The organism is Mobilicoccus massiliensis, from assembly GCF_000826525.2.
Lineage (GTDB): Bacteria > Actinomycetota > Actinomycetes > Actinomycetales > Dermatophilaceae > Mobilicoccus > Mobilicoccus massiliensis.
This window is the reverse complement of sequence record NZ_LN651330.1, coordinates 154,712-179,760: the sequence shown is the minus strand read 5'-3', so window position 1 is coordinate 179,760 and position 25,049 is coordinate 154,712. Positions and strand designations below refer to the sequence as shown.

Below are 25,049 nucleotides of genomic sequence, written 5' to 3'. Positions count from 1 at the left end.
ACGAAAGAGAAGGACCTCGCATGCCCACCACACCCCGCCGCACCCTGGCCGCCCTGGCCGCGTTCACCGTCACGGCCACGAGCCTCATGGCAGCGGGGACCACCGCCGCCACGGCCGCGACCACCCCCAAGCCCAAGACCGTGTCGCTCAAGGCGGCGCAGTACCCGCGCCTGCTGGATCGACCGGGCACCTCGATGGACGTGATCCGTCTGCTGAACATTCCGGGCGTCTCGTGGGCCGTGAACGGTCAGGCCGTCGACATCGCCACCGGCGACGAGTACAAGGATGTCGCTGTCACCGGAGGCGCGACGGTCACGGCCGACCTCGCACAGAACAACGACTTGAGCATCTGGTCGATGGCCACCGGAACACCGACCGAATGGGTGTTTCCCGCCCCCACGAACATCGACGGCGACCCGATCGATGCCGCGAACCTCAAGGTGACGTGGAACGACGTCCCCGGCTCCCGGGATTTCGTGAGTCTTCCGAAGACCACCGGCATCGTCTGGACCGTGACCACCGGCACCAAGACGACGGTGCTCGACTCGTCCTCCTTCGCCAGGGCCGACGTGATCAACGTTCCGGTCACCCTGAGCTCGACCGTGGTCGCCACCAAGGATGCCGGTTACACGGTCGACAACATCCCGACCTTCGACCCGGTCGGCAAGATCACCGACACCCCGACCGTCACCATCTCAGCGGCGGCGCTCGACGCAGCCGTCGAGACCGGTGAGGATCCGCTGGATGCCCACAAGGGCTACGGCCCCGGCGCCGCCTACGAGACCGTTCGCGTGACCGGCATCGAAGGCGTCAAGTGGAGGATCGGGAACAACAAGCCCGTGGCGATCAAGGGCGTTGCCTACCTCAAGGTCGACCCCGACGACCTCCACGCCGGTGAGGTCACCGTCACGGCGGAGCGGACCAGCAGCAAGTACGTGCTCGAGTCGCTCTCGAGGCAGGTCGCCTTCCGCGACGTACCCGGAGCCGCACAGGTGCTCGTCAACGACGCGATGGTGAGCCACAAGGATCTCGCCGGCACCAAGTCCGACACGGTGTCCCTGAAGGCGAAGCCCGGCATGACGTGGTGGGTCGGCCAGGACGTCAAGCAGAAGGACGGCTCCTTCAAGACGACCTACAAGGCCGTCAAGGCCGCCAAGAGCGGGATCGCCACGTACAAACCCAAGTTCGACAAGGGCGCTGACACGGCGAAGATCTACCTCAGGCCGGTCGCCAACCGTGGGTACACGGTCGACAACCAGCTCACCTCGGCCGGCCAGAGCTTCGACTTGACCAGCGCAAGTAAGAACATCGAGCTGGCCAACCAGGGGCCCGCCAGCGGCACGAAGGTCACCTACGCGCCGGCCGAGGGAATCACCTCGTGGACGACGAAGTACACGATCACCGCCGGCACGAAGACGTCATCCAAGACGCTCACGGTCAAGCCGACCGACATCACCGCGGCGGGCGCCACGAGCATGGCGATCGACTTCAAACCGGCCACGGCGGTCGGTACCGTCACGAAGATCGCCAAGGACTACAAGCTCGTCACGCCGTAGCCGTAACCCTGGGCGACGACCCACCCCCGCTCGAACAGGCGGTTTGTGCCACTCGACACCGCGACAAACCCGCGGGCCAGGCGCAAACTGCCTGTTCGAGCGTCGGGCGAGCACGCGGCTCTCGCGCCCGGCGCCTTGACGGGTCCCGTCAGCGGCGGCGACGGCGAGCGGTGCCGAAGATGCTGCGCGTGATCTCTCGACCCAGAGCGGTGCCGGCGCTGCGGAGCATCGAGCGCATCATCGGGTTCTCCATAACCTGCTTCATGAGGCCCGGCTCCTCCTTCGGCGCCGCCTGTTTGGAGCGGCGGGGCGCCGGCTCGCGATCATCCATCGGGATGGGCTGGGGGCCCCGTTGTGGCGCAGGCTGCGTCGGCGCAGGCGCCGGCTGTTCGACCGGTGTCGCGGCTCCGCCCTCGGACGCTCCGGAGACCCGCGCCGAGAGTCGCTCGTACGCCGACTCCCGGTCGATGGCCTCGTTGTACTTGGACCCGAGGGGCGACCTCGCCACCACCTCGGCCATCGCGGCGGCGTCCATGGGCGCCATGAGTGACTGCGGGGCGCGCATGCGCGTCCACGCCACCGGCGTCGGCGTACCTCGCTCGGAGAGCACGGTAACGACCGCCTCGCCCGTTCCGAGGTTCGTCAGCAGCTCACCGAGGTCGTACTCGCTCTTCGGGAACGTCTTGACCGTCGCCCGCAACGCCTTCTCGTCCTCCGGCGTGAACGCCCGCAACGCGTGCTGAATGCGGTTGCCGAGCTGCCCGAGCACCCCCGCGGGAACGTCGCGCGGGGTCTGGGTGACGAAGAAGATGCCGACACCCTTGGACCGGATGAGGCGCACGGTCTGCTCGATCTGGTCGACGAACTCCTTGCTCGCGTCGTCGAACAACAGGTGGGCCTCGTCGAAGAAGAAGACGAGCTTGGGCTTGTCGACGTCGCCGACCTCGGGCAGGTCGTGGAAGAGATCCGCGAGCAGCCACATGAGGAACGTCGAGAACATCGCCGGCCGGTCCTGCACCGCAGGCAACTCGAGGCACGAGATGATCCCGCGCCCGTCGTCGGAGACGCGCAGCAGGTCGTTCGTGTCGAGCTCCGGCTCGCCGAAGAACACGTCCGCACCCTGATCCGAGAACGCGATGAGCGACCGCAGGATCACACCCGCCGTGGCGGACGACAGTCCACCGAGCTCCTTGAGGTCGCCCTTGCCCTCGTCGGAGGTGAGGTACTGCACGACGGCGCGCAGATCCTTGAGGTCGAGCAGCGGGAGCCCACGCTGATCGGCGTAGTGAAAGACGAGACCGAGGCTCGAGGTCTGTGTCGCGTTGAGCCCGAGCACCTTCGACAGCAGCGTCGGGCCGAAATCCGTGATCGTCGCGCGCATCGGCACGCCGGTCCCCTTGCCGCCCAGGCTGAACAGCTCGACCGGAAATCCGAGGGCCTCCCACGACTGACCGACGTCCGTGGCGCGGGCGAGGACGCGCTCGTTGCCCTCCCCCAGCGCGCCGAGCCCCGAAAGGTCGCCCTTCATGTCGGCGAGGAACACCGGCACCCCGTTCGCCGACAACTGCTCGGCCATGAGCTGCAGCGTCTTCGTCTTACCCGTTCCGGTGGCGCCGGCGACGAGGCCGTGCCGGTTCATCACCGACAGCGGCAGATCGACCTGCACGTCAGGATGGGCGGTCGGTGCCGACGGCTCACCCGAGACCGCAGCCCCGAGTTGCATCGACGACCCGGTCGTCGCGTAGCCGGCACGAATGGCATCGAGCTGCTCGGTACTCACGGGCGCAGCCTAAGGGGTCACCCCTGAACACGGGAGGCGGCGCGAGACGAATGCGCTGACCCGCCCGGCATGACGACGCTCGGACAGGCGGTTTGCCCCGGCTTCGCGCGATCAAAAGGCCTGTTTGAGGGGAGGTGTGGGGGCTGCCGCGGGTGAAAGTGCCTGTTCGAGCGGGGGCTGCGGGCGGCGCCGGCGGTCATGACCTTGCCGTGATGGCGGCGGGGCACACGGGTCCGACCCGCAGGTCGTGACACCATCGGGGGTGGGGCAGAACGGAGGGCACGTGAGCTACGCGTACGAGGCGGGGATGCCGACGGCCCGGCGTCGGCGGCGTCGCGCGATGTACCTCACCACGCTCGGGCTCGTGGTGCTCGCGCTCGCCGTCGCCGGAGTGCGGGCCTTCGTCGGCAACGACGCCACGGACGGCCGGACACCCGCGGCGACGCCGAGCTCCTGCCCCGAGCCCCCCGCCGGAATCACCGTCGACGTGCTCAACGCGACCTCACGCGCGGGCCTGGCGAGTCACACCGCCGACACCCTGCGGGCGCAGCGCTTCACCGTCGGGGAGGCCATCAACGCCCCCGCGGGCACGGTCGTCGAGGTACCGGCCGAGATCCGCCACGGCCCCGCTGCCGCGACCGGCGCGAAGGTCCTCGCGCACCACATCCGGGGCTCCGTGCTCAAGCCGATCCAACGCGAGGGCACGCGCGTCGACCTCGTCATCGGCAACGAGTTCGGGGCAGTCACACCGCCCACGACGACCCCGGCCTGCTGAGGCGCGAAAGGCGGCCGTCACCGAGCCCGTCTCACATGGTGAACGACTCGCGGACAGCCCTCCTGGCCCGAATTTGCTACTCGCCAGGCAACATCCACTCGACCAGTTCGGCCGCCCACCTCCATGACCAGCCATGTCGTGGTGCAGGATGCGTCAACTACCAGCACGGAACGAGGACGCACGCGGCCGCCCTTCGGCACGGGCGACCAGGACGAGCGTCAAGTTTCTCGAGAATCCTCTTGGACGGCTGCCCATCGCGCCGATAGGCGGGTGACGGCACACCGCCGTTGCCCGGCGGGGGGCCGGGCAGAGAGATCGGGGAAGCAGTATGAGTACCAGCACCATTCACGACATCGAACTTCGCGCCGCACTGGCGGAGATGACCGGCTGGGTCAGCGTCGTCGAGGCGGCCTTCACGCCCTGGGATCCCGACCAGCTCGTCGAACTCGACCGTCTCCTCGTCGACCTGACGGGGCTCGAGCGGGTGGACGACGCGATCATCGACGACGCCGCCTGACCGGCGCGTCGCCGCGATCCCGAAGCGTCGACGAGACGCCGAACGCTTCACCGGCTCGTGGCCAGCTCTGCACCGAGAGATCGCAGGGCCGGCCACGAGTCGTTCGCGTCCTCGACGACGTCGGTCGGCAGCGCCTCCGGTCCGTGCAAGGCACCGAGCACCGCGCCGACGGTCGTCGCGATGACGTCGGCGGCGCCGCCGAGCCGGGCAGCGCGCACGCATGCCTCGAACACGTCGACGTCGTCGTCGGGTGCGGACCCTTCGTCGTCCACGGCGAGCAGCGCGAACGCCGCCGGTACGCACTCCTGCACGATGCCGCTCGTGCCCACGAGCAGATCAAGGATCTCGACCGGATCGTCATCGGTGCGGGTCGCGAGGGCGGTCGCCCACTGCAGGCGAGCGCCGAGATCGGGGCCGGGAGTGTCCTCGGCCACCTCGCGGGCGAGATCCCCGGCCATGACGCCCAGGCTCGTGAGCACCGGCACCGCGCAGCCGTCGACGGCGGCACTGACCGCGGCCGCCACGGTGGCCTCCGCCGCCGCCTCGAGCCGCGGCCGCCCCGCCAGATCGAGCGCCTCGACGAACTCGGCCATCGGGTCGCACCGACTCGACAGTCCCCTCCGGATCGCGGTGACGAGCCACGGCTCGCCCTCCACCGGAGCCGCGTCGGTCAGGAGCGGCGCGTACTCGGCGACGCGATCCAGCCGCACCCGCACGAGCCCTCCGTCCGAGGCCTCGGCGCGAGATCGTCCGCGGGTCCGCACCCCCAGCGACGCTCCGGCACAGGCGCCGAGCAGTGCTGCGAACACAGCGGATTCGGGGTCGCGACGCTGCGTGGACTCACGGGTGCTCACCTGATGCAGCGTGGCCGTGGGCCCAGGATGAGTCAAGCAGGCGCACGGCCCTGCCGGGCCGTCGACCGTCGTCGGTCGCGCCCCGGCTCCTGGTTCGCGGGCCCGCGGTTCACCGATGCGCACGGTGACCCGAGGTCCGGCAGCGTGCTTCCTTGACACGGAAGAGGTCCGCATCACCGGCCCCCGCGATCGAGATGACCACGGCGCCCGCCCAACGCGGTGAAGGACGCGGACATCCCTGACACGGACGACCTGTCTCACGCCCTGTCCGTTCTGCCGAAATTCCTGCATGAGTCCGGTTCCTCGCGCCTAACCTGGACGTGACGCGCGGCCCCGCCACGCAGCGTGGGGGCGCTGTGTGCGGGCGGCCGGATCTGTGAAGGAAGTGGGCGCCGTGTTGGAGGAGATCGACCTCTCCACCGTGAGCCCGGCTGCCCACCCGGAGGAGATGGAGGAGATCCGGCGCTTCCTCGCCGGCAGCGCTCTCGACCTCGACGCCGCCCTCGAGGTGGTCGTCACCGCGCGGCACTACGGAGAGCTTCTCGGCTGCGCAGGGTTGACGGGCAACGTCGTGAAATGCGTGGCCGTCAAGGAGCGGATGCAGGGCCACGACCTGCTGCCGCGCCTCATGCTCGAGTTGTCGTTCGTCGCACTCGATCGCGGCCACTCCCACCTGTTCCTCTACACCTCACCGAAGAACGAACAGGCGTTCCGCTCGTGCGGGTTCCATCCCGTCGTCACGGTGCCCGACCAGGTCGCGATGATGGAGAACACCCCCCGCGGCATCCACGCCTACACCGAGAGCCTGCGGCACTACCGCCGCGACCGCGAGCGCGTCGGCGCCGTGGTGCTCAACGCCAACCCCTTCACCCTCGGCCACCGCCACCTGCTCACCCGCGCGGCCGTCGAGTGCGACTACCTGCACGTCTTCGTCGTCGGCGAGGACGCCTCGGCGTTCTCCTTCGAGCAGCGTCTCGCGCTCGTACGCGCCGGCGTGACCGAGATGGACGCCCGCGACCGCATCCACGTGCATCCCGGCACGCGCTACGTCGTGAGCAAGGCGACGTTCCCGACGTACTTCATCAAGGACCGCGGCATCGTCGACCTCGCCGCCACCGCCGTCGACCTGCTCATCTTTCGGCAGCACATCGCGCCCGCGCTCGGCATCACTCACCGGTACGTCGGCACCGAGCCCTTCTGCGCCGTCACCCGCCAGTACAACACCGACATGCACTACTGGCTCGAGCGTCGTGACCTGCCCGCCCCCGCCGTCGAGGTCGTCGAGATCCCCCGCCTCGAACGTGGCGAAACCGCGGTCTCGGCCACCGAGGTGCGCCGCCGCCTCACCGCCGGCGATCTCGACGGGCTGCGCCCTCTCGTCCCCCGGCCGACGTTCGAGCTGCTCTCCTCGATGCACGCCTCCGCGCCGACCTCGCCGTCTTCGATCCCGACCCCGATCCGCGGAGGTGTGTGATGCGCATCGTCAACGACTCCCTCGCCGGCACACTGGAATCCAGCGACGCCGTCGTCCGGGTCTCCCCTCACGAGAAGCTGGAGGTGACGGTCGTCTCCACGGTCGCCGCCCAGTTCGGAGCCCAGATCAGGGCGGTCGTGGACGAGACCCTCGCGGCGCTCGGCGTCGAGAACGGCCAGATCGTCGTCGAGGACAAGGGCGCGCTCGACTGCACGTTGCGCGCCCGGGTGCAGGCCGCGGTCATGCGCGCCTCGAACGACGAGGTCGATTGGAGCGCGCTGTGAACCGGCCCGCCGACGACCACGCCGCACCGACACCCGAGGTCTCCGGCGAGACGCCGCCGACAACACCGGACGCACAAGCCGAGGAACACCGCCCCCACCTCGACGCCCTGACCCGGCACCGCCATCCCGAGCAGATGCCCCACCGCAGCATGCTCTTCATCCCCGGCTCGAACGCCGCGATGCTCTCGACCGCCTACATCCACGGCGCCGACGCGATCATGTTCGACCTCGAGGACGGAGTCGCGTTGCGGGAGAAGGACACCTCGCGCCTGCTCGTCATGCAGACCCTCCGCAGCGGGCTGTACGCGGGCATCGAGACCGTCGTGCGCATCAACCCCCTGGACACTCCCTTCGGGCGAGACGACCTCGAAGCCGCCGTGCGGGCTGGCGCCGACGTCATCCGCCTGCCCAAGACCGAGACGGCGCAGGACATCCTCGACCTCGCCGACGCCGTCGAGGCCATCGAACGCGCCTGCGGCCGAGAGGTCGGCTCGACCCGGCTCATGGCCGCCATCGAGTCGGCCGCCGGGGTCGTCAACGCGGTCGCGGTCGCCACCGCCACACCGCGACTCGTGTCGATCGCGCTCGCCGGCTTCGATTACGTCATCGACATGCGCACGACGCGCGGTGACGGCTCCGAGCTGTTCTACGCCCGCTGCGCCGTGCTGCACGCCGCCCGCGTCGCCGGCATCGCCGCCTATGACGTCGTGTTCTCCGACGTCGAGGACGAGGAGGGGTTCCTCGCCGAGGTCGACGTCATCCGGCGCCTCGGATTCGACGGAAAGTCGCTGGTCAACCCACGACAGATCGACCTGCTGCACAACGCCTACGCCCCCACGCAGGAGCAGCTCGATCACGCCCGGCTCGTCGTCCAGGCCGCCGAGCACGCCGCGACCGAAGGCCTCGGCGTGGTCTCGCTCGGCGGAAAGATGATCGACGCGCCGATCATCGAGGCCGCCCGACGCACGATCCGCTACGCCGCCGCCTCCGGGGTGCGCCGCGAGTCGCAAGGAGCCACGTCATGAACACCGCCGCCACCTCCCGCCTCGACGGCCTCTCGGCGGCGGACCGTGACTCCCTCGGCGGGCATGCGATCTTCACCGACTGGGCCGCCGCGACGCCGCATCTGCGTGACCCGGGCACCAAGCGCTCTCGCAAGCTCGTCGACACCCTCGAGGAGGCGATCACGCGTTCCGGGCTCGAGAACGGCGGCACGATCTCGTTCCACCACCACTTCCGCGAGGGCGACGCCTGCGTGCTGCGGGTCGTCGACACCCTCGCACGCATGGGCTTTCGCGACCTCACCCTCGCCGGCAGCTCCCTCAACGCCTGCCACGCGGGCCTCGTCGAGCACATCCGCAACGGGGTGATCCGCCACATCTACACCTCGGGCATGCGCGGGGAGCTGGCCCGTGAGATCTCCCGTGGCCTCATGGACGAGCCCATCGACATCCACAGCCACGGCGGCCGGGTCGCGCTGGTCCAGTCCGGTGAACTGCACGTCGACGTCGCGTTCCTCGGCGTGCCGGCCTGTGACGCGATGGGCAACGCGAACGGCGTCGCCGGCCGCGGACGCTGCGGCTCACTCGGCTACGCCAAGGTCGACGCGACCTACGCCGACGTGGTCGTGCTGCTCACCGAGGAGATCGTCGCCTATCCCCACGTGCCCGCGAGCATCACCCAGGACCAGGTCGACCTCATCGTCGGCGTCGACACGATCGGCAACCCCAGCAAGATCAGCGTCGGCGCGGCACGCATCACGAACAACCCGCGTGAACTGCTCATCGCCCGGCACGCCGCCGATGTCATCGAGCACTCCGGTTACTTCCGCGACGGCTTCTCGATGCAGACCGGATCCGGCGCGAGCGCCACCGCCGCCACCCGATTCCTCGAACCGCGGCTGCGGCGTCACGGCGTCACGGCCGGGTTCGCGCTCGGCGGCATCACTGCCGGCATCGTCGACCTGCACACCAAGGGACTCGTCGAGAAGGTCCTCGACGTGCAGAGTTTCGACGCCGTCGCAGGGCGCTCACTCGCCGAGAACCCCCGGCATCGCGAGATCTCCGCCGACGAGTACGCCAGCCCGCTCGGCAAGGGCGCCGCCGTCGACGAACTCGACGTCGTCATCCTCTCGGCGCTCGAGATCGACCTCGACTTCAACGTCAACGTCGTCACCGGCTCCGACGGCATCATGATGGGCGCCTCGGGCGGCCACTGCGACACCGCCGCCGGCGCCAACCTCTCGATCATCGTCGGCCCCCTGATCCGAGGCCGGATACCGACGGTCGTCGACAGGGTGACCACCCTCGTCACGCCGGGCGAGAACGTCGGCGTGCTCGTCACCGACCACGGCATCGCGGTCCACCCGTCCCGGCCCGACGTGCGCTCACGCCTCGAGGCCGCCGGGTTGCCCGTCACGACCATCGAGAACCTCTACGACCGCGCGACGGGCATCACGGGCGTCCCCGCGCCGATCGAGTTCGAGGAGCGCATCGTCGGCCGCATCCGCTACCGCGACACGAGCGTCATCGACGTCGTGCGCCAGGTCGCAGCGAGCTGACCGTCATGACCTCACCCACCGTCTCCGTCGAGGACATGCTCGCCGCACGCGACACCCGCGCCGCCCGTCAACGCGCCCTCGCCGCGAGGTTCGGCGCGCGGGAGACCGGGGAGCCGCAGGCCCTGGCGTCGAAGACGCCTGCGTCAGGGGCCGAGGCGCCGGAGGCCGAGGCGTCGGAGGCCGAGGCGTCGGAGGCCGAGGCGTCGGGGGCCGAGGCGTCGGACACGGGCCGACTCGACGCCTCCCACGAACCGCTCGAACAGGCGTCTCCACCGCGCTCGGGGCCGACGCAGGCGGTCGCGCCCGGCTCCGGATCCCGTGACACGGGCCGGGACGGCCTGTTCGAGCGGAAGGTGGCGGTCGTCAGCATCACGCTGGTCGTACCGGGGCCGGACAAGAACCCGGCGTGGTCTCGGCGGGTGTTCGACGCCGCGATGACCGCCGCCGTCGAGGCGTGCACGACAACCGACGATGGGACTAGATGTACTGACACAAGCCTTCTGCACCGGGAGGCCCACGACCTCGCCACCGGAGCCCAGGGTTACCTCGTCGTCGCGATGGAACCGCTGGAGGCAAAGCGCCGGCTCGTCGCCGCGGAGGACACCCACCCGTGGGGGCGCCTCTTCGATCTCGACGTCGTCGTTCGTGATGTACCGATACAACGCGCGGATCTCGGCGCCTCGCCACGACGGTGTCTCGTCTGTGACGGCCCCGCCGCCCCCTGTAGCCGCTCGCGCGCCCATGACGTCGCGGAGCTGTTCGCCGCGATCGATCGGGTGCTGTCGTGATCGAGGCCACCGTGTCCACCAACGCCCGCGCCGATCTCGACCGTCTCGCGCGACTCGCCGATTCCGCTCTCCGCATCGAGGCGCAGCTCACGCCCAAACCCGGGCTCGTCGACCACCGCAACCGGGGTGCGCACGGCGACATGGACCTGCACACGCTCATTCGTAGCGCCGACGCGCTGGCGCCCTGGTGGGGTGTCTTCGGGGAGTGCGGGCTCGTGCACGGCGGTGAGACGGACGACGACTTCCTCGCACGCCTGCGTGGCGTCGGCATCTCGGCCGAGGAGTCCATGTTCGAGGCGACCGGAGGCGTGAACACGCACAAGGGCGCGGTGTTCGCCTTCGGGCTGCTCATCGGATGTGCCGGACGGCGGCTGCGCCTGGGACGAACGGTCGACATCTCGGTGTGTGACGACGTCGGCGACCTCGCGAGATCATTGCTCGTCGACGACCTGCTCACCAACGACGCGCTGCCGGCGACCGCCGGCGAGCGACTGTTTCGCGACCACGGACTCACGGGAGCCCGGGGGCAGGCGGCCGCCGGTTATGCGACCGCCCGAGGCGTCGGTCTCGTCGCCTACCGCGAGGCCATGGAGATCCTCGCCGTGCAGCCCCACCTCGCGCTCGGGCCGATGATGCGCGACCGCGCGCTGTTGCACGCTCTGCTCGCGATGCTCGCGGTCAACACCGACACGAACCTCGCCAAACGGGGCGGGGTCGAGGCCATGGCGCGCGTCGCTCGCCGCGCCGAGGAGCTCCTCAGGCAGGGCGGTGCGCTGCACCCGAGCTACCGCAGCCTCATGGAGCACTTCGACGACGAGCTCACGGCGGCCGGACTCTCCCCCGGTGGCACCGCGGACCTGCTCGCGGTGACGATCTGGCTGTCGTCGTTGCCCAGCGAGCCCGTCCGGCCGTAGAACGGCCACGGCGCCAGCTCTTGCGTGGAGATCCGGCGCCGAACCGCCGGTGTTCGTCAGCCGCGCAACCGCACCGACAGGCAGGTGACGCACCCCTCGAGCTTCTCGAACTCGGAGATGTCGACGGTGACGACCTCGAGTCCGCGCTCGCGCAGCAGCTCCGCGGTCTCGGGCGCGGAGGTCGACATCAGCACCGTGTCGTCGCCGAGGAGCACGACGTGGGCGCCCGCCTCTTCGGGCACGGCCATGAAGTCGTCGCCCCAGGTCAGGGGCGCGTCGACGAGCGGCGGGTAGCCGATCACGGTGCCGTCGGGCAGCGCGGTGACCGCCGTCTTGAGGTGCAGCACCGACTCCAGCGGCACCCCCACGACCTCGACGTCGAACGGCTCGAGCAGCCGCGTGAGCTGCGCGAGGCCCTCCTCGTTGGTGCGGCCGCCCTGCCCCACCCACACCGTGCCGTCGAACTTGAGGATGTCTCCCCCGTCGAGCGTGGCGGGCTCGGTCATCTCCTCGACGCGGTAGCCGTGCCGTTCGAGCACCTCACGCAGGCCGTCGGTCTCACCCCGGCGCTCGGGCGCGCCGGATCGGGTGAGCACCGCGAGATCGCCGTAGACGAACACCGGGTCCTCGATGAACACCGAATCGGGGTGGTCCTCGGCCGGGGGCACCTCGATGGTCTCCCACCCCGCGTTCTGCAGGGCGGCGACGTAGGCCTCCCACTGCCGTTGCGCCAGGTCGGGATCTACCGGCGACCGGTCGATGTGAGTGACGAGCCCCTCGGCGAGACGAGTGCTCGGACGACGAACGAGGGCATGGCGACGGTTCATACGCCCAGCCTGCCACGCCTCCCCCACCCCCGGGCAGGACCTACGTCGGCCCCGAACGCTCGAGGGCGGCTCAGGTCGACGGCCCCTGGCCCGATGGGACGTGAGGGCACGGACGAGACGCGCGGAGGCGGCATGACGGGGCTGGTGAGCGTGGTCGTGCTGCTCGTCGTGCTGCTCGTGTTGTTCCGCATGTTCGCCGCGGATTCGCCGCCCGACGCGACCGCCGAGCCGGCTCCGACCCCGCCACCCGAATCCGCCCCTCGGTCTCCGGCGTCGGATCTTCGCCCGCACCCCGACGAGGCCGCGAACTCGGCGGGCCGTGCAGCTCCCGCGACGCGTCGCCGTAGGTCGATGCACGCAGGCGCACCGCCGCCCGACGCCGCCCACACCGCACCCCGGCACGGACGCACCCGCCTCTTCGGACTCGGCGGCACCGACCTGCCGGGCGGCATCCCGCACACCGGCCCCTACGCGGTGATCGGGTACACGACCACCGGTTTCACCCCGGTACGCGACCGGATCGTCTCGCTCGCCGTTCTGCATGTCGACGCACAGGGCGGGATCGAGGGCCGGTACACCACACTCCTGTCGGCCGAGACCGCAGCGATCCCACCGCATCTGTCCGAGCTCGCAGCCCGCCTCCACGAGGCGCCGTCGTTCGCGCGTGTCGCGCCCCACCTGCTCGCGCTGCTCGAGGGGCGCGTCGTCCTCGCCCACCACGCGGAGTTCCTCGAGCAGCTCCTCGACGCCCACCTCATGGAGGCCGGGGTGCTCGCACCGAGCATGCCGGCGCTGTGCACGTTCACGATCGGCCGGACGACGTTCCCGACGCGCAATCACCGACTGCCGACGCTCGCGCGCCAGGTCGAGGCCACGGCCGTCGTCGGACGGAGCGCCCTCGACGATGCCTACGCGACGGCCGCGTTGCTGCCCGCCATCCTCCTTCGGCACGGATCCTCGCTCCGCTATCCGTGCGCGGCCGCCGGAGATCCCGAGGCGTTGGTGCTGCCCGGCGCCGACAGGTCGCTCTCCCCGGCGGGAGAGAGGGTCGATCCCTGGCTCGACGACCTCTTCGCCCGCGCCTCCGGCCTCGCTCGCGAACTCAACGACACCCGCGTCGGACGGTTCCTCGACGTGCTCGTCCCCCTGCTGTTGCAGGGTCGGATCGTCGCCGACGAGGTGCGCGGCCTCACCCGGCTCATGGTCGCCGCCGGGTACGGCGCGGCGGAGTTGCGCCAGATCCAGGAGCGACTGCTTGAGTCGTTGCGACGAGCTGCCTTCGAGCGCAAGCGGATCGGCACCCGCGCGCTGCGGCACCTACGCGCGACCGCGACGTCGGTGGGCATCCCGACGTACTTCGACGACCTCGTCCCGCCCGAGGCACCACCCGCGCCGGAACCCGGGTCGGGGTCGTTCTCCCGGCCGGTCCGCAAACCCCTGCCGCCGGCGCCCCCCGCTCACCTGCCCCGATGCGGGCACTGCCTCGAGATCGGCCACTACACCTCCGCCTGCCCCCGGCGGGAACAAGGCCCGGTGCGCGCGATCGCCCCGATCTGAGCCTCGCCGAGACAGCCGGCGTTTCCGGCCCGGCGCACCCGCCGTGAGGATGCGCAGACACCTGTGGCCGGAAACGACGGCTGTCTCGGCGGGTCTCAGGCGTGGGGGCGTGGGGCGTACATGATGACCGCGACTCCCGCGAGGCAGATGAGGCTGCCGATGACGTCGTAGCGATCGGGACGGAACCCGTCGACGGCCATCCCCCACAGCAGTGAACCGGCGACGAACACCCCGCCGTACGCGGCGAGGATCCGGCCGAACTCGGCGTCGGGCTGGAGCGTGGCGACGAAGCCGTACAGGCCGAGGACGAGAACCCCCAGACCGATCCACAGCCATCCGCGGTGCTCACGCACGCCCTGCCACACGAGCCACGCGCCACCGATCTCGCAGACCGCCGCGAGCGCGAACAGCACGATCGAGCGCCACACGTCGGTCATCGGTCGTCTCCTTCGTCGCACCTCACATGGCCGGCGCGCGTTCCCGTAACGAGGAACGCCGGCCCTCGACGGAGGGCCGGCGGTCGGGGCATCGCGCTGGGCGACGCAGAGCGGTGGCGGTGGGATTCGAACCCACGGTGGAGTTGCCCCCACACACGCTTTCGAGGCGTGCTCCTTTGGCCGCTCGGACACGCCACCGTGGGCAACCTTACAAGAGCGTGAACGGGCGCACGAAATCCGGCCGTTCACATGCGACGTCGCACAACCGAGCGCAGAAAGTCGCCCACCCGCAGGACCCGCCTGCGGCCGGGCGACCTCACCTGCGGTCCCCGAAGAAGTCGAGCAGCAGGTGCGCGCACCGCGCCTCCTGCACGCCGCCGACGACCTCGACGCGGTGCAGGGCGCGCGGGTCGCGCACGAGATCCCAGACCGAGCCGCAGGCACCCGCCTTGTCGTCCCAGGCCCCGAACACCACACGGTCGACACGGGCCTGCACGAGGGCCCCCGCGCACATCGCGCAGGGCTCGAGGGTGACGACGAGGGTGCATCCGTCGAGCCGCCATCCACCCCGGCTCGCCGCGGCCGCACGAAGGGCGAGGATCTCGGCGTGCCCGGTGGGATCGCCCGACTGCTCACGCACGTTGCGTCCGCGGCCGATGACGTGGCCGTTCGCGTCGACCACCACGGCTCCGACCGGCACGTCGCCGTGCGGCAGACACTCCGCCGCGAGGGCCAGCGATTCCTCCAGCCACGGCTCGAACTCCCGAGTGCCACCGCCGGCCCGCCGCCCACCTCCGCCGCCGCGCGCGCGCATGGGGGAAACTTATCCGGTGACCACGTCGAACCCCCCCACGCCCGCCAGTCGGGCGAGGCGTGGGCGTGTTCGACGTGGTCACCGGATAAGTTTCCCCCATGCGCGTGCACGTGGCCGATCACCCACTCATCAACCACAAGCTCACCTATCTGCGCGACGAGCGCACGGACTCCCCCACGTTCCGGCGCCTCGCCGAAGAGCTCGTGACCCTGCTCGCCTACGAGGCGACGCGCGAGGTGCGCGTGGATCCGTTCGAGATCCGCACCCCGGTGGCCCCGACCACGGGCATCAAGCTGTCCAACCCCAAGCCGGTCATCGTCCCGATCCTGCGCGCGGGCCTCGGCATGCTCGAGGGCATGACCCGCCTGCTGCCGAGCGCGGAGGTCGGGTTCCTCGGCATGGTGCGCAACGACGAGACCCTCGAGGTGCACGCCTACGCCAACCGCCTGCCCGAGACCCTCGAGGGGCGCCAGGTGTTCGTCATCGACCCGATGCTCGCGACCGGCCACACCCTGGTCATGGCGTTCGAGTTCCTCCGTGACCTCGGCGCCGACGACATCACGGCCGTCTGCCTCATCGCCGCCCCCGAGGGGATCGAGGCCGTGCGCGAGAGCGGCGACCAGCTCGGCATCCCCGTGACGCTCGTCGTCGGTGCGATCGACGAGAAGCTCGACGAGAACGGCTACATCGTGCCCGGTCTCGGCGACGCGGGCGACCGGCTCTACGGCGTCGTCTGACCCGTCGCCCACCTCGGCCCTCCCGGGCGATCTCCGATGGAGCCATCGGCGCGCCGGGCTCCGGCTGCCTCCCCCTCTGAGGTCGATGTGGTTCGATGACACCGGGAGTCGCGCGACCGTGTCGTCGGCGACCCCGCGGCCGACCCGCCACGACCCACCCCTCACACGGCAGAAGCGAGGAGATCGATGCCCCCCTCGATCAAGAAGGTGTTCACGTGGATCTTCTGGATCTTCGTGCTCTGGGCGATCTTCACCTCCCCCAACAAGGCGGCCGACATCGTCGTGACGATCTGGGAGATCATCGTCAACGGCTTCAACGCCATCGCCACGTTCTTCGACCGTCTCATCACGGCGTTCTGAGGCCGGTCTTCGAGGCGCGATGATCGACGACCAGACCCACCGGCTGGACAAGTACCTCACCGAGGGTGAGCGGGTGGTCGTCGCCACGCACCGGCACTGGTTCGCCATCGCCGAGCCGCTCGCCACGACCACCGTCACGCTGCTGCTCATCGGCACGGCCTACACCGCGGGCGCACCGGAGGGGCTCGTCCGGGCCCTGCTCATCGGGTGGCTGGTCGTGTTCGGGCGCGCCATCGTGCGGGTCTGGGAGTGGAACGACGAATGGTTCGTCGCCACCGACCAACGGCTCCTGCTCATCTACGGCTTCATCATCCGCAAGGTCGACATGCTGCCGATGACGAAGGTCACCGACATGACGTTCCGGCGCTCCATCGCCGGCCGCATCTTCGGTTACGGCACGTTCGTCCTCGAGAGCGCGGGGCAGGACCAGGCGCTCTCCGACGTCGAGTTCATCCCCAACCCCAACAACACGTATCTCAAGATCGTCGGCACGATCTTCAAGACGGGGTCGGAGTACGACGAGGAGGGGTACGTCGACACCGATCTCGCCGACGACGAGCTCGTCGACGACTCCCTCGAACCGCGCCACCTCGGCAAGACGGGCGGAGGCGCCCGCCACGAGAGCTACGACCCGTGGGAGGAGGAGGATCCCACCCGTCGGCCGTCGCTGCGCAGCGAGATCGCCGACCTCGGGCGACGTGGCGGCCGGCGTAGGCGTCGTGACCACGACGACGACCGTGCGCGCGACGAGGATCCCGACACGTTGAGCTTCTCGATGGGGTCGACCGACGGCGCCAGCCCCGTCACCGACCGCCAGCGAGAGAAGCGACGCCGGGGCCGCGACCCCGACTACTCCGAGACCCTCTACAGCTCGCTCGGTTCGACGCACGCCGATCCGTGGGACGAGGACGACCACGGCCCCCACGATCGGCGTCCGCGCTGGTGGCGCCGCTGATCGTTCAGCCGAGCAGCTCGTCGGCCCGCCCGGCTTGCGCGACGGCGAGCATGCGCAGGAACAGCCGGCTGTACGTGTGCACGCCGACGGCGACGCGCATCGCCGCCTCGTCCCGACTCGTGGCGGTGGCGACGGCGTCGATGTCGAGATCGGCCACGGAGGCGGCGGCGTCGGCGTACGCCTCGAGGCGTTCCGGCCGCACCTCGATGCCGAGAGCGGTCATGAGCCGTACCTGCTCCGCGAGGTGCCCGCGCACCTGGATGGCCGTCCCCCAGCCGCGATGTTCGAGCAGCCTGGTCACCGACTCCGGCTCGTCCCCGGCCGACGACGCGGGCGGCATTCCCAGACCGATCATCTGAGCACGACCGAGGACGTCGTAGAGGCTGCGCTCGGGATCGTCGATGTCTGCCACGAGCGCTCGGATGTCGTCGATCGACGCGCCGACGACGCGTCGTAGCGCCGAGATGAGGTCGAGGCGCCGCAGGTGGCCCTCGTCGTACTCGGCCAGCGTGGCGTTGACGCGACGCCCCGGACGCAGCAGACCTTCGCGCAGGTAGTACTTGATCGACGCCGGCGAGGTGTCGGCGCGTTCGGCGAGCTCCTTGAGGCGCACGGCCCTCCCATCGGATAGCGGTCGCGGGTGCAGGATCTACGTTGCCGCCGCTCGGATAGCGCTTCTATCTTACGGACATGGAGCCGCTCATGGTCCTTCACGCGACGCTCGCGTCCTTCGTGCTCACACTCGGACCGCTGCAGATCCTGCGGCGTCGTCGCGACGCGGCCCATCGCCTGGTCGGCCGCGTCTGGGTGGGCGCGATGGTCGGCACCTGCGCGAGCTCGTTCGCCATCCACCCGCACGGGTTCAACTGGCTGCACGGCCTCGCGGTGTTCACGCTCGCGTCGGTGACCGCCGGCATCGTCGCGATCAGTCGCGGAAACATTCTCGCTCACCGGCGCAACATGAGCGGGAGTTACCTCGGCACGCTCGTCGCGTTCGGGTTCGCGGCGCTGAGCCCGAATCGGGCCATCATGCACGTGGCCCTCACCGACGCGCCGTCGCTGCTCCTCGCGGTCACACTGATCCTCGCGACGAGCGCGGCGATCGTCTCGATCGCCCTGCGGCCCAGGCCGGCACGTACCGGCGTGGTGAGCGCCTCGCCGTCGCGGTGAGGGCCGAGACGGCGGAAGTCCAGGGGGTGGGCGTCAGGACGTGGTGTCCGCGGGGTTCGTGGTCTCGGAGGGGTCGACGCGGGGCTGGGCTCCGGTGCTGGGCCCACTCTCGGGCCGCAGACCGATCTCGGCGCGAATGGCGTCGATGTCGACCTCACCGGGGTCGCCGCCCTGCTCGTAGACGCGCCGACGCTCGGCACGTACACGCTGGTCGAGCAGTTGGAGCATCCGCTCGTCCTCGGTGACGAGCGGACGCGGCGCGAACAGGTGGTAGTAGCCGAGCGCGTTGCCCCAGTTGTCGGAGAAGTTGACGAACTGCACCACGTCGGGAACGGTCACGACCTCGCCGTACGGCACCCGGGCCTCGTCGAGACGCTTGACCGCCACGTCCATGTCCTCGACCTCGAACCGCACCCGCGCGTTGTTCGAACCGGGGCGATCGTGCCCCGTCGAGATCTGCAGCCAAGCGCCCTCGCACACCTGCCACTCGAGAAAGTCGTCCATCGGCTTGGTGTCGGGGCCGCGGCCGAACACGTAGGTGTAGAACTCCTGCACGTCGCCGTGCTCGCCGGCGTTGATCGCGAAGGTCATTCCGTGCAGTGAGCGAGGATCGGCCATACAGCCAGGGTAGAGCACACGTCACCGACTGCCCGGGCGCTCGGACGCCGAGACAGCCGTCGATTCCGACCCGCCCCCTCGCCCCTCGACGCGGGCCCTACTCCGAGCCGGAATCGGCGGCTGTCTCGGCGGGGATCGGCGGCCCGGGGCCCCACACCCCGAGCAAGCCCGGAGGCGCCGAAGGGTCAACCCGCCCTCGCTGCGGACGATGAGAGATACGGGTCGCGCGCGCCTTCGCGTCCGCACGACGCGCCGACCCCGACGACTCTGCGGACGAGCCCGCACTCCGTCCATGTCCGCTCCCCCACCGTCCCCCAGGAGGTCACCGTGATCGGCGGCGCCGACGACGCCCTCCTGTTCTGCCTGCTCGCCGCGGCCTTTCTCGTGGCGGCACACGGCGTCGACGCGCTCGGCTCGAGACGTGACAAGGACGACGACGGATGGGCGCACTCCCTCGCCCTCGCCCTGCTCGGCCTGGCCGTGGGGATGCTCGTGCTCGCGGCGACGTTCGCGTCCTCCTCGACCGACCTGCTCGTCACGCTCGCGAGCTGTGCCGCGATCGCCGTGAGCGCGATGCCGCTCGTCGGCTTCCGGTTCGGCAACGGCACCCGCGAACGCCCGGCCAATCCCTGGGACCGGGCCTACCGGGTCCGTCCCGCGCGAGTGGCCCAGCTGCTCTCACCGGCGCGGCCGGCTCCCGCCCCGGCGGCCGCCCGTGAGCGGCGCGCGTACGAGGGCGTCGTCCTGCCCGACTCAGCCAGCGGGCAGCCGGCCCCGCCGCGCGATCGCCCCGAACGGCCCACGGCACCCACCCGGCTCGGCGACCCCGTGCCCGCCCCGGCGACACCACCGGCGTCGCAGCCGGGCGTCGCCTCCGCCCCCGAGGTCTACGAGGCCGAGGAGACCCTCAACGACGTCAGCCAGGTCGTCGGCGATCTCGGTCGACTCCTCGGCCTGGACTCGGACGACCGCCGCCGCTGAACGACGACCCGAGCCGACCGACCTCGTCCCGCTCGAGACGGCAGATGGGATGGCAACGAGACCGGGGTGATCACCCCGCCACGACCACCATCCCATCTGCCTCCAACGGGCGCGGCGTGCTCGGATGATTCGGCGCTCGAGTGGGTAAGACGTCACGAGACGCCCGCGCTTCGACGCGGGTCCGACCAGTGACACCACCGACCGATTACACCGACGAGGACGGGTGAGGCATGAGTGACATCTCCGCCGGACATCGCCAGGCGCCCCGAGAGCTGGTGCTCGTGCGGCACGGCGAGAGCGCCGGCAACGTGGCCGACCGAGTGGCCCGGGAGCAGGGCGCGAGACGCCTCGAGATCGACACACGGGATGCCGACACGCCACTGTCGGAGGACGGCCGCCGTCAGGCGGAGGGCGTGGGGCGCGTGCTGGGCGAGCTGCCCGAGAACGAGCGCCCGAGCATCGTGCTCGTCTCCCCCTACCGCCGGGCGCGGGAGACCGCCGAGATCGCCCTGGCGAACTCGCCGCAGGTCGAGCACCTCGTCGTCGACGAGCGTCTGCGCGAGCGCGACCTCGGAATCTTCGACGGGCTCACGGGGCTCGGCATTCGCGAGAAGTACCCCGAGGAGGCGGAGCGGCGCAGCCACGAGGGCAAGTTCTACTACCGGCCACCGGGGGGCGAGAGCTGGACCGACGTGGCTCTGCGGGTCCGCAGCGTCCTCGGTGACATCCGCAGTGAGTACGACGGCGAGAACGTCTGGATCTTCAGCCACCAGGCCGTGATCATGAGCTTCCGCTACGTCCTCGAGTCTCTCGAGGAGGAGGTCCTCATGGGCATCGACAACGACACCCCGATGGCCAACTGCGCACGTACGATCTACCGGGCGCAGGAGGACGGTCTCGAGCTCGTCGAGTACGCGAACACGCGCGCGACCGACCTCGCCGACGCTCCCCAGACGCACGAGCAGGCCAAGGGAGACGAGGGCGCAGATGCCTGATCCCGAGGTGCACGCCACCTCTTCGCCCGAGGAGTCGTGCGAGCCGGTGCTCACCCCCGCAGTGCTGCGGGACTGGCCCCTGCCGAGTTCGGCCGGCGGCAAGGAGTCTCGCGGCCGGGTGCTCGTCGTCGGCGGCAACGTCGCGATGCCGGGAGCCGTGCTGCTCGCCGCCGAGGCCGCCCTGCGCGGGGGCGCCGGCAAGCTGCAGGTCGCGACGCCCGAACCCGTGGCGGTCCCGATGGCGATGCACCTTCCCGAGGCGATGGTCGCGGGTCTGCCCACCGACGGTGCCGGTGACATCGCCGCTTCTGCCGCCGACGAGATCGTCGAGCTCGCCTCCGGCTGCGCGGCGGTGCTCCTCGGCCCGGGCATCGGCTCCCCCGAAGCCGCCGTCGCCCTGTTGTCGGCGGTCGTGCCGCGCCTCGACGTGCCCGTCGTCATCGACGCCCTCGGCATGGCCTACCTCACCGAGCATCCCGACGGCGTCGCGCACCTGAGCGGCCGCGCCGTGCTCTCGCCGAACATGCAGGAACTCGCACGGACCCTGGGCGAGGAAGACGAGGCCTGCGAGGACGACCCCCGGGCGGCGATCCAGCGGTTGGCGAGCAGATCGAAAGCCGTCGTCGCCTCCGGCGGGAGCCTGACCTGGATCGCCACTCCCGAGGGGCGGATCTGGCGCGACGAGAGCGGCGGCCCCGGCCTCGGAGTCTCCGGATCCGGCGACGTCAAGGCAGGCGCGATCGCCGGCCTGCTCGCTCGCGGCGCCACCCCGGCACAGGCCGCCTGCTGGGCGACCTACGCGCACGGCCGTGCGGGTGAGCGCCTCTCGGCGCAGGTCGGCACGTCCGGATTCCTCGCCCGTGAACTGTTGCGGCAGATCCCCGCCGTGCTCGCCGAACTCGCCTGAGAACACAGATCACCACGGCCCCGGAAATTCGCCGGAACAGACACCGGAACAGCAAAAGAGTCCCGAACGCGGAGGCGTTCGGGACTCTTTTCGTCTGCGCGCCCGAAGGGATTCGAACCCCTAACCTTCTGATCCGTAGTCAGATGCTCTATCCGTTGAGCTACGGGCGCTCGTCGCTCGGTGACGACCGGTGGCGACGTCGAAAGACTCTACCCGCGCGCCCCCGAGAATGCGAATCGGGCGATCGTCCATCGCTGCAGCCCTCCCGGGCCGCCACCGCACCCGACCTGGGGTGAGGCGACTCACACCTCTGCGGGTCGGTCGCGGGACCTCCGGGAGGCGCGTAGGCCCACTGCCCCCGGTACCGTGAGTGCTCACATCACGTCCACGTGTCGGACACGCCCACCGGCGCCGACGGGACGGCGGGGCGCTGATCAGCGGACATGCCTACGCTGGACATGGACGTGACTCACCGGAGAGACCACGAAAGGGATGGCGAAGACCATGACGACCTCGACGGACATTCCCACTACAGGGGGCACCACCCACCAGGGGCTCGCGGCCTGGGTCGAGGAGGTCGCCGCCCTCACCACGCCCGACAGGATCGTCTGGATCGACGGCTCGCAGGAGGAGTACGACCGCCTGGCAGGCGAACTCGTCGAGGCGGGCACCTTCGTCAAGCTCGACGAGAGCAAGAAGCCCAACTCCTATTGGGCCGCGAGCGATCCCAAGGACGTCGCCCGCGTCGAGGACCGCACGTTCATCTGCACCGAGAACGAGGACGCGGCCGGGTTCACTAACAACTGGATGGACCCCGACAAGATGAAGTCGGAGATGACCGAGCTGTACCGCGGCTGCATGAAGGGCCGCACGATGTACGTCATCCCGTTCGTCATGGGTCACCTCGACGCCGACGACCCCAAGTACGGCGTCGAACTCTCCGACTCCGCCTACGTCGTTACGAACATGCGGATCATGGCCCGCATCGGCGCCGACATCCTCAAGAAGATGGAGGCCACGAACGCCGACTTCGTCAAGTGCCTCCACTCCGTCGGCTCTCCCCTGGAGGAGGGCCAGGAGGACGTGCCGTGGCCCTGCAGCGAGACCAAGTACATCTCGCACTTCCCGCAGGACCGCGCGATCTGGAGCTACGGCTCGGGATACGGCGGCAACGCGCTGCTCGGCAAGAAGTGCTACGCGCTGCGCATCGCCTCGGCCATCGCGCACGACGAGGGCTGGATGGCCGAGCACATGCTCATCCTCAAGCTCACCTCGCCCGAGGGTAAGACGCACTACATCGCGGCCGCGTTCCCCAGCGCGTGCGGCAAGACCAACCTCGCCATGCTCGAGCCCACGATCGAGGGCTGGAAGGCCGAGATGGTCGGCGACGACATCGCCTGGATGCGGTTCGGCAAGGACGGTCGTCTCTACGCCGTCAACCCCGAGTTCGGCCTGTTCGGCGTCGCGCCCGGCACGGGCTGGTCGACCAACTCCAACGCCATGGAGACGATCGAGCGGGGCAACTCGATCTTCACCAACGTCGCCCGCACCAAGGACGGCGACGTGTGGTGGGAGGGCATGACCGACGAGAAGCCGGCCGAGCTCATCGATTGGAAGGGCAACGAGTGGACCCCGGAGTCCGCCGACAAGGCCGCCCACCCCAACGCCCGGTTCACCACGCCCATCAAGCAGTGCCCGATCGCGGCCGAGGAGTACGACAGCCCGAACGGTGTGCCGATCGACGCGATGCTGTTCGGCGGGCGCCGGGCCACCACCATCCCGCTGGTCTACGAGGCCCGTGACTGGAACCACGGCACGTTCATCGCCACGACGCTCTCCTCGGAGACCACCGCCGCGGCGGCCGGCGCCGTCGGCGTGGTGCGCCGCGACCCGATGGCGATGCTGCCGTTCATCGGCTACAGCGCCACCGACTACGTCCAGCACTGGATCGACATCGGCAAGACCGAGGGCGCGAAGCTGCCCAAGATCTACCAGGTCAACTGGTTCCGCAAGGGCGAGGACGGCAAGTTCCTGTGGCCGGGCTTCGGTGACAACAGCCGCGTGCTCAAGTGGGTCGTCGACCGCCTCGAGGGCAAGGTCGAGACCGAGGAGTCGCCGGTGGGCCTGCTGCCCAAGGCCGAGGACATCGACGTCGAGGGCCTCGACATGACGCCCCAGGAGGTCGCCGACGCGATCGCCTACGACGAGGAGGCGTGGAAGAAGGAGCTCCCGATGATCGAGGAGTGGCTCGCCAAGTTCGGCGACCGCCTGCCCACCGAGCTCAAGAACGAGCTCGCGACGCTCAAGAAGAACATCGAGGGCTGATCCCCCGCTCGAACGAAGGGCCGGCCGTCTCCGTCAGGAGGCGGCCGGCCCTTCGCGTCGCTCACCGCGGTCGTCGAGGCGGGCGCCTCAGCGGCCGTCGGCCTCCAGCTCGTTGAGGTAGTTGTAGATCGTGAAGCGGGTGACCCCGAGTGCCTGCGCGGCCGTCTCGACGCTCTCCTTGAGCATGAAGAACCCCCGGTCCTTGAGATCCTGGACGACGGCGAGCTTGTGGCGCTTCTGCATCAGCTCGACGGGGGCCTCGCTCGCTCCGATGGCCTGCGCCAGCAGGTGCTGTGCCAGCCCGTCGATGTCGCCGACGAAGGCCTCCCCGTCCTCGGCCGATGCGCTCGGGCCGAGGGGCTGCGCCGGGAGCATGGAGGAAGCGAGCGTGTGGACGGCGCGCCACATGGTCACGTCGACGTTGATGCACAACGCGGCGACCGGTACGCCACCGGAATCGCGCGAGATGATCGTCGTGGAGCGCAGCTCACGCCCTCCCGGCAGACGGGATTCGTAGGCGACCATCGTGTCGACCTCGCCCCGGGCGACCGCGCGCAGCAGCGTGTCGGTGGCCGGTGACCCCACGCTGCGCCCGGTGAGTTCTCCTGCGATGGCGATCACCGAGTTGGGCAGCCGCGCCAGGTCGTGCAGGAGGACCTCGTTCGCACCCGGGATCGACGCGTGCAACGGCTCGACGAGGCCGGAGAGCTCGTCGAGGATGCGCCGCGCCTCGTCGGGGTCGGGATCGGGCAGGGAGAGTCGCCCACGCGTCTGCGCCGCCTCGCCCTTCGCGTTGGCCATGCCCACGATCCTACCCGCAGACTTCAACACGAAGTTGAGAATACGGCTACACGTGAAGGGCCT

26 protein-coding genes and 2 tRNA genes are annotated in these 25,049 nt (G+C 70.2%); 18 read left to right on the top strand and 10 right to left on the bottom strand.

The window, feature by feature from the left end; genetic code table 11:
* The first annotated feature begins 20 nt into the window (after positions 1–20).
* Positions 21–1,556 (top strand): hypothetical protein, encoded by a 1,536-nt coding sequence (locus BN1197_RS10600; protein WP_040159321.1) that lies wholly within the window; start codon positions 21–23, stop codon positions 1,554–1,556.
* Between the two features lie 148 nt (positions 1,557–1,704).
* Here the strand turns inward: BN1197_RS10600 and BN1197_RS10595 are convergent, their stop codons facing one another.
* The gene (locus tag BN1197_RS10595; RefSeq protein ID WP_095999905.1) at positions 1,705–3,279 is read right to left on the bottom strand and encodes a helicase HerA-like domain-containing protein; all 1,575 of its coding nucleotides are present in this window, start codon (positions 3,277–3,279) and stop codon (positions 1,705–1,707) included.
* Positions 3,280–3,619: 340 nt separating this feature from the next.
* On the opposite strand from BN1197_RS10595, the gene BN1197_RS10590 reads away from it, so the two are divergent.
* Together BN1197_RS10590 and BN1197_RS10585 are read left to right on the top strand one after the other, a co-directional pair.
* Positions 3,620–4,111 (top strand): LytR C-terminal domain-containing protein, encoded by a 492-nt coding sequence (locus BN1197_RS10590; protein ID WP_141397268.1) that lies wholly within the window; start codon positions 3,620–3,622, stop codon positions 4,109–4,111.
* Between the two features lie 328 nt (positions 4,112–4,439).
* Positions 4,440–4,628, top strand: a complete 189-nt coding sequence (locus tag BN1197_RS10585; protein ID WP_040159317.1) for a hypothetical protein — start codon at positions 4,440–4,442, stop codon at positions 4,626–4,628.
* 47 nt (positions 4,629–4,675) lie between these two features.
* Here BN1197_RS10585 and BN1197_RS10580 read toward each other — a convergent pair whose 3' ends face one another.
* Positions 4,676–5,482, bottom strand: coding sequence for an ADP-ribosylglycohydrolase family protein (locus BN1197_RS10580; RefSeq protein WP_176489741.1), 807 nt, complete (start codon positions 5,480–5,482; stop codon positions 4,676–4,678).
* Between the two features lie 394 nt (positions 5,483–5,876).
* Here BN1197_RS10580 and citC point away from each other — a divergent pair, with 394 nt between their 5' ends.
* The 6 genes from citC to BN1197_RS10550 are packed head-to-tail and all read left to right on the top strand — an operon-like array spanning position 5,877 to position 11,502.
* A complete protein-coding gene (gene citC, locus BN1197_RS10575) occupies positions 5,877–6,956 on the top strand; it encodes a [citrate (pro-3S)-lyase] ligase (RefSeq protein ID WP_040159745.1) in 1,080 nt (359 codons plus the stop codon).
* On the top strand, positions 6,956–7,240 hold the full coding sequence (gene citD / locus BN1197_RS10570; RefSeq protein WP_040159310.1) for a citrate lyase acyl carrier protein: 285 nt from the start codon (positions 6,956–6,958) through the stop codon (positions 7,238–7,240). The genes citC and citD overlap by 1 nt, the downstream gene beginning before the upstream one ends.
* Positions 7,237–8,265 carry an aldolase/citrate lyase family protein gene (locus tag BN1197_RS10565; RefSeq protein WP_245851888.1) on the top strand — a complete coding sequence of 343 codons (1,029 nt, stop codon included), beginning with the start codon at positions 7,237–7,239 and terminating at the stop codon, positions 8,263–8,265. Before citD ends, BN1197_RS10565 begins: the two co-directional genes overlap by 4 nt.
* The gene (citF, locus tag BN1197_RS10560; protein ID WP_040159308.1) at positions 8,262–9,800 is read left to right on the top strand and encodes a citrate lyase subunit alpha; all 1,539 of its coding nucleotides are present in this window, start codon (positions 8,262–8,264) and stop codon (positions 9,798–9,800) included. Before BN1197_RS10565 ends, citF begins: the two co-directional genes overlap by 4 nt.
* A gap of 5 nt (positions 9,801–9,805) precedes the next feature.
* The gene (gene citX / locus BN1197_RS10555; RefSeq protein WP_052466501.1) at positions 9,806–10,588 is read left to right on the top strand and encodes a citrate lyase holo-[acyl-carrier protein] synthase; all 783 of its coding nucleotides are present in this window, start codon (positions 9,806–9,808) and stop codon (positions 10,586–10,588) included.
* Complete coding sequence (locus tag BN1197_RS10550; protein WP_040159306.1) at positions 10,585–11,502, top strand: triphosphoribosyl-dephospho-CoA synthase; 918 nt, start codon at positions 10,585–10,587, stop codon at positions 11,500–11,502. Before citX ends, BN1197_RS10550 begins: the two co-directional genes overlap by 4 nt.
* Positions 11,503–11,558: 56 nt before the next feature.
* Here BN1197_RS10550 and ddaH read toward each other — a convergent pair whose 3' ends face one another.
* Positions 11,559–12,329 (bottom strand): dimethylargininase, encoded by a 771-nt coding sequence (gene ddaH / locus BN1197_RS10545; protein ID WP_040159304.1) that lies wholly within the window; start codon positions 12,327–12,329, stop codon positions 11,559–11,561.
* Between the two features lie 132 nt (positions 12,330–12,461).
* Here ddaH and BN1197_RS10540 point away from each other — a divergent pair, with 132 nt between their 5' ends.
* On the top strand, positions 12,462–13,886 hold the full coding sequence (locus BN1197_RS10540) for an exonuclease domain-containing protein (protein ID WP_176489740.1): 1,425 nt from the start codon (positions 12,462–12,464) through the stop codon (positions 13,884–13,886).
* Positions 13,887–13,981: 95 nt separating this feature from the next.
* Here BN1197_RS10540 and BN1197_RS10535 read toward each other — a convergent pair whose 3' ends face one another.
* The 3 genes from BN1197_RS10535 to BN1197_RS10525 form a co-directional block, all read right to left on the bottom strand.
* On the bottom strand, positions 13,982–14,323 hold the full coding sequence (locus BN1197_RS10535) for a YnfA family protein (RefSeq protein WP_040159302.1): 342 nt from the start codon (positions 14,321–14,323) through the stop codon (positions 13,982–13,984).
* A gap of 111 nt (positions 14,324–14,434) precedes the next feature.
* Positions 14,435–14,521 (bottom strand) — tRNA-Ser (locus BN1197_RS10530).
* A 118-nt stretch (positions 14,522–14,639) separates the two neighbouring features.
* The gene (locus BN1197_RS10525; RefSeq protein WP_082043800.1) at positions 14,640–15,137 is read right to left on the bottom strand and encodes a nucleoside deaminase; all 498 of its coding nucleotides are present in this window, start codon (positions 15,135–15,137) and stop codon (positions 14,640–14,642) included.
* A gap of 98 nt (positions 15,138–15,235) precedes the next feature.
* On the opposite strand from BN1197_RS10525, the gene upp reads away from it, so the two are divergent.
* The 3 genes from upp to BN1197_RS10515 all read left to right on the top strand — a co-directional run bounded on the left by upp (position 15,236) and on the right by BN1197_RS10515 (position 17,189).
* Positions 15,236–15,874 (top strand): uracil phosphoribosyltransferase, encoded by a 639-nt coding sequence (upp, locus tag BN1197_RS10520; protein WP_040159300.1) that lies wholly within the window; start codon positions 15,236–15,238, stop codon positions 15,872–15,874.
* A 186-nt stretch (positions 15,875–16,060) separates the two neighbouring features.
* Complete coding sequence (locus BN1197_RS17345; RefSeq protein ID WP_176489739.1) at positions 16,061–16,234, top strand: hypothetical protein; 174 nt, start codon at positions 16,061–16,063, stop codon at positions 16,232–16,234.
* Between the two features lie 19 nt (positions 16,235–16,253).
* A complete protein-coding gene (locus tag BN1197_RS10515; protein ID WP_052466498.1) occupies positions 16,254–17,189 on the top strand; it encodes a PH domain-containing protein in 936 nt (311 codons plus the stop codon).
* 4 nt (positions 17,190–17,193) lie between these two features.
* Here the strand turns inward: BN1197_RS10515 and BN1197_RS10510 are convergent, their stop codons facing one another.
* Positions 17,194–17,802 carry a MerR family transcriptional regulator gene (locus tag BN1197_RS10510; protein WP_040159298.1) on the bottom strand — a complete coding sequence of 203 codons (609 nt, stop codon included), beginning with the start codon at positions 17,800–17,802 and terminating at the stop codon, positions 17,194–17,196.
* 77 nt (positions 17,803–17,879) lie between these two features.
* Here BN1197_RS10510 and BN1197_RS10505 point away from each other — a divergent pair, with 77 nt between their 5' ends.
* Positions 17,880–18,359, top strand: a complete 480-nt coding sequence (locus tag BN1197_RS10505; protein ID WP_040159296.1) for a DUF2306 domain-containing protein — start codon at positions 17,880–17,882, stop codon at positions 18,357–18,359.
* 33 nt (positions 18,360–18,392) lie between these two features.
* Here BN1197_RS10505 and BN1197_RS10500 read toward each other — a convergent pair whose 3' ends face one another.
* The gene (locus tag BN1197_RS10500) at positions 18,393–18,977 is read right to left on the bottom strand and encodes a VOC family protein (RefSeq protein WP_176489738.1); all 585 of its coding nucleotides are present in this window, start codon (positions 18,975–18,977) and stop codon (positions 18,393–18,395) included.
* Positions 18,978–19,304: 327 nt separating this feature from the next.
* Between BN1197_RS10500 and BN1197_RS10495 the strand changes: the two genes are divergently transcribed.
* The 3 genes from BN1197_RS10495 to BN1197_RS10485 all read left to right on the top strand — a co-directional run bounded on the left by BN1197_RS10495 (position 19,305) and on the right by BN1197_RS10485 (position 21,860).
* Positions 19,305–19,958: a hypothetical protein gene (locus BN1197_RS10495; protein WP_040159295.1), complete on the top strand. Its 654-nt coding sequence runs from the start codon at positions 19,305–19,307 to the stop codon at positions 19,956–19,958.
* A gap of 230 nt (positions 19,959–20,188) precedes the next feature.
* The gene (locus BN1197_RS10490) at positions 20,189–20,953 is read left to right on the top strand and encodes a histidine phosphatase family protein (RefSeq protein ID WP_040159293.1); all 765 of its coding nucleotides are present in this window, start codon (positions 20,189–20,191) and stop codon (positions 20,951–20,953) included.
* The gene (locus tag BN1197_RS10485; RefSeq protein ID WP_052466494.1) at positions 20,946–21,860 is read left to right on the top strand and encodes an NAD(P)H-hydrate dehydratase; all 915 of its coding nucleotides are present in this window, start codon (positions 20,946–20,948) and stop codon (positions 21,858–21,860) included. The genes BN1197_RS10490 and BN1197_RS10485 overlap by 8 nt, the downstream gene beginning before the upstream one ends.
* A gap of 97 nt (positions 21,861–21,957) precedes the next feature.
* Here BN1197_RS10485 and BN1197_RS10480 read toward each other — a convergent pair.
* Positions 21,958–22,030 (bottom strand) — tRNA-Arg (locus BN1197_RS10480).
* A 334-nt stretch (positions 22,031–22,364) separates the two neighbouring features.
* Between BN1197_RS10480 and BN1197_RS10475 the strand changes: the two genes are divergently transcribed.
* Positions 22,365–24,185 (top strand): phosphoenolpyruvate carboxykinase (GTP), encoded by a 1,821-nt coding sequence (locus BN1197_RS10475; RefSeq protein ID WP_052466611.1) that lies wholly within the window; start codon positions 22,365–22,367, stop codon positions 24,183–24,185.
* Positions 24,186–24,272: 87 nt separating this feature from the next.
* Here the strand turns inward: BN1197_RS10475 and BN1197_RS10470 are convergent, their stop codons facing one another.
* On the bottom strand, positions 24,273–24,986 hold the full coding sequence (locus tag BN1197_RS10470) for a helix-turn-helix transcriptional regulator (protein WP_082043797.1): 714 nt from the start codon (positions 24,984–24,986) through the stop codon (positions 24,273–24,275).
* Positions 24,987–25,049: the final 63 nt, after the last annotated feature.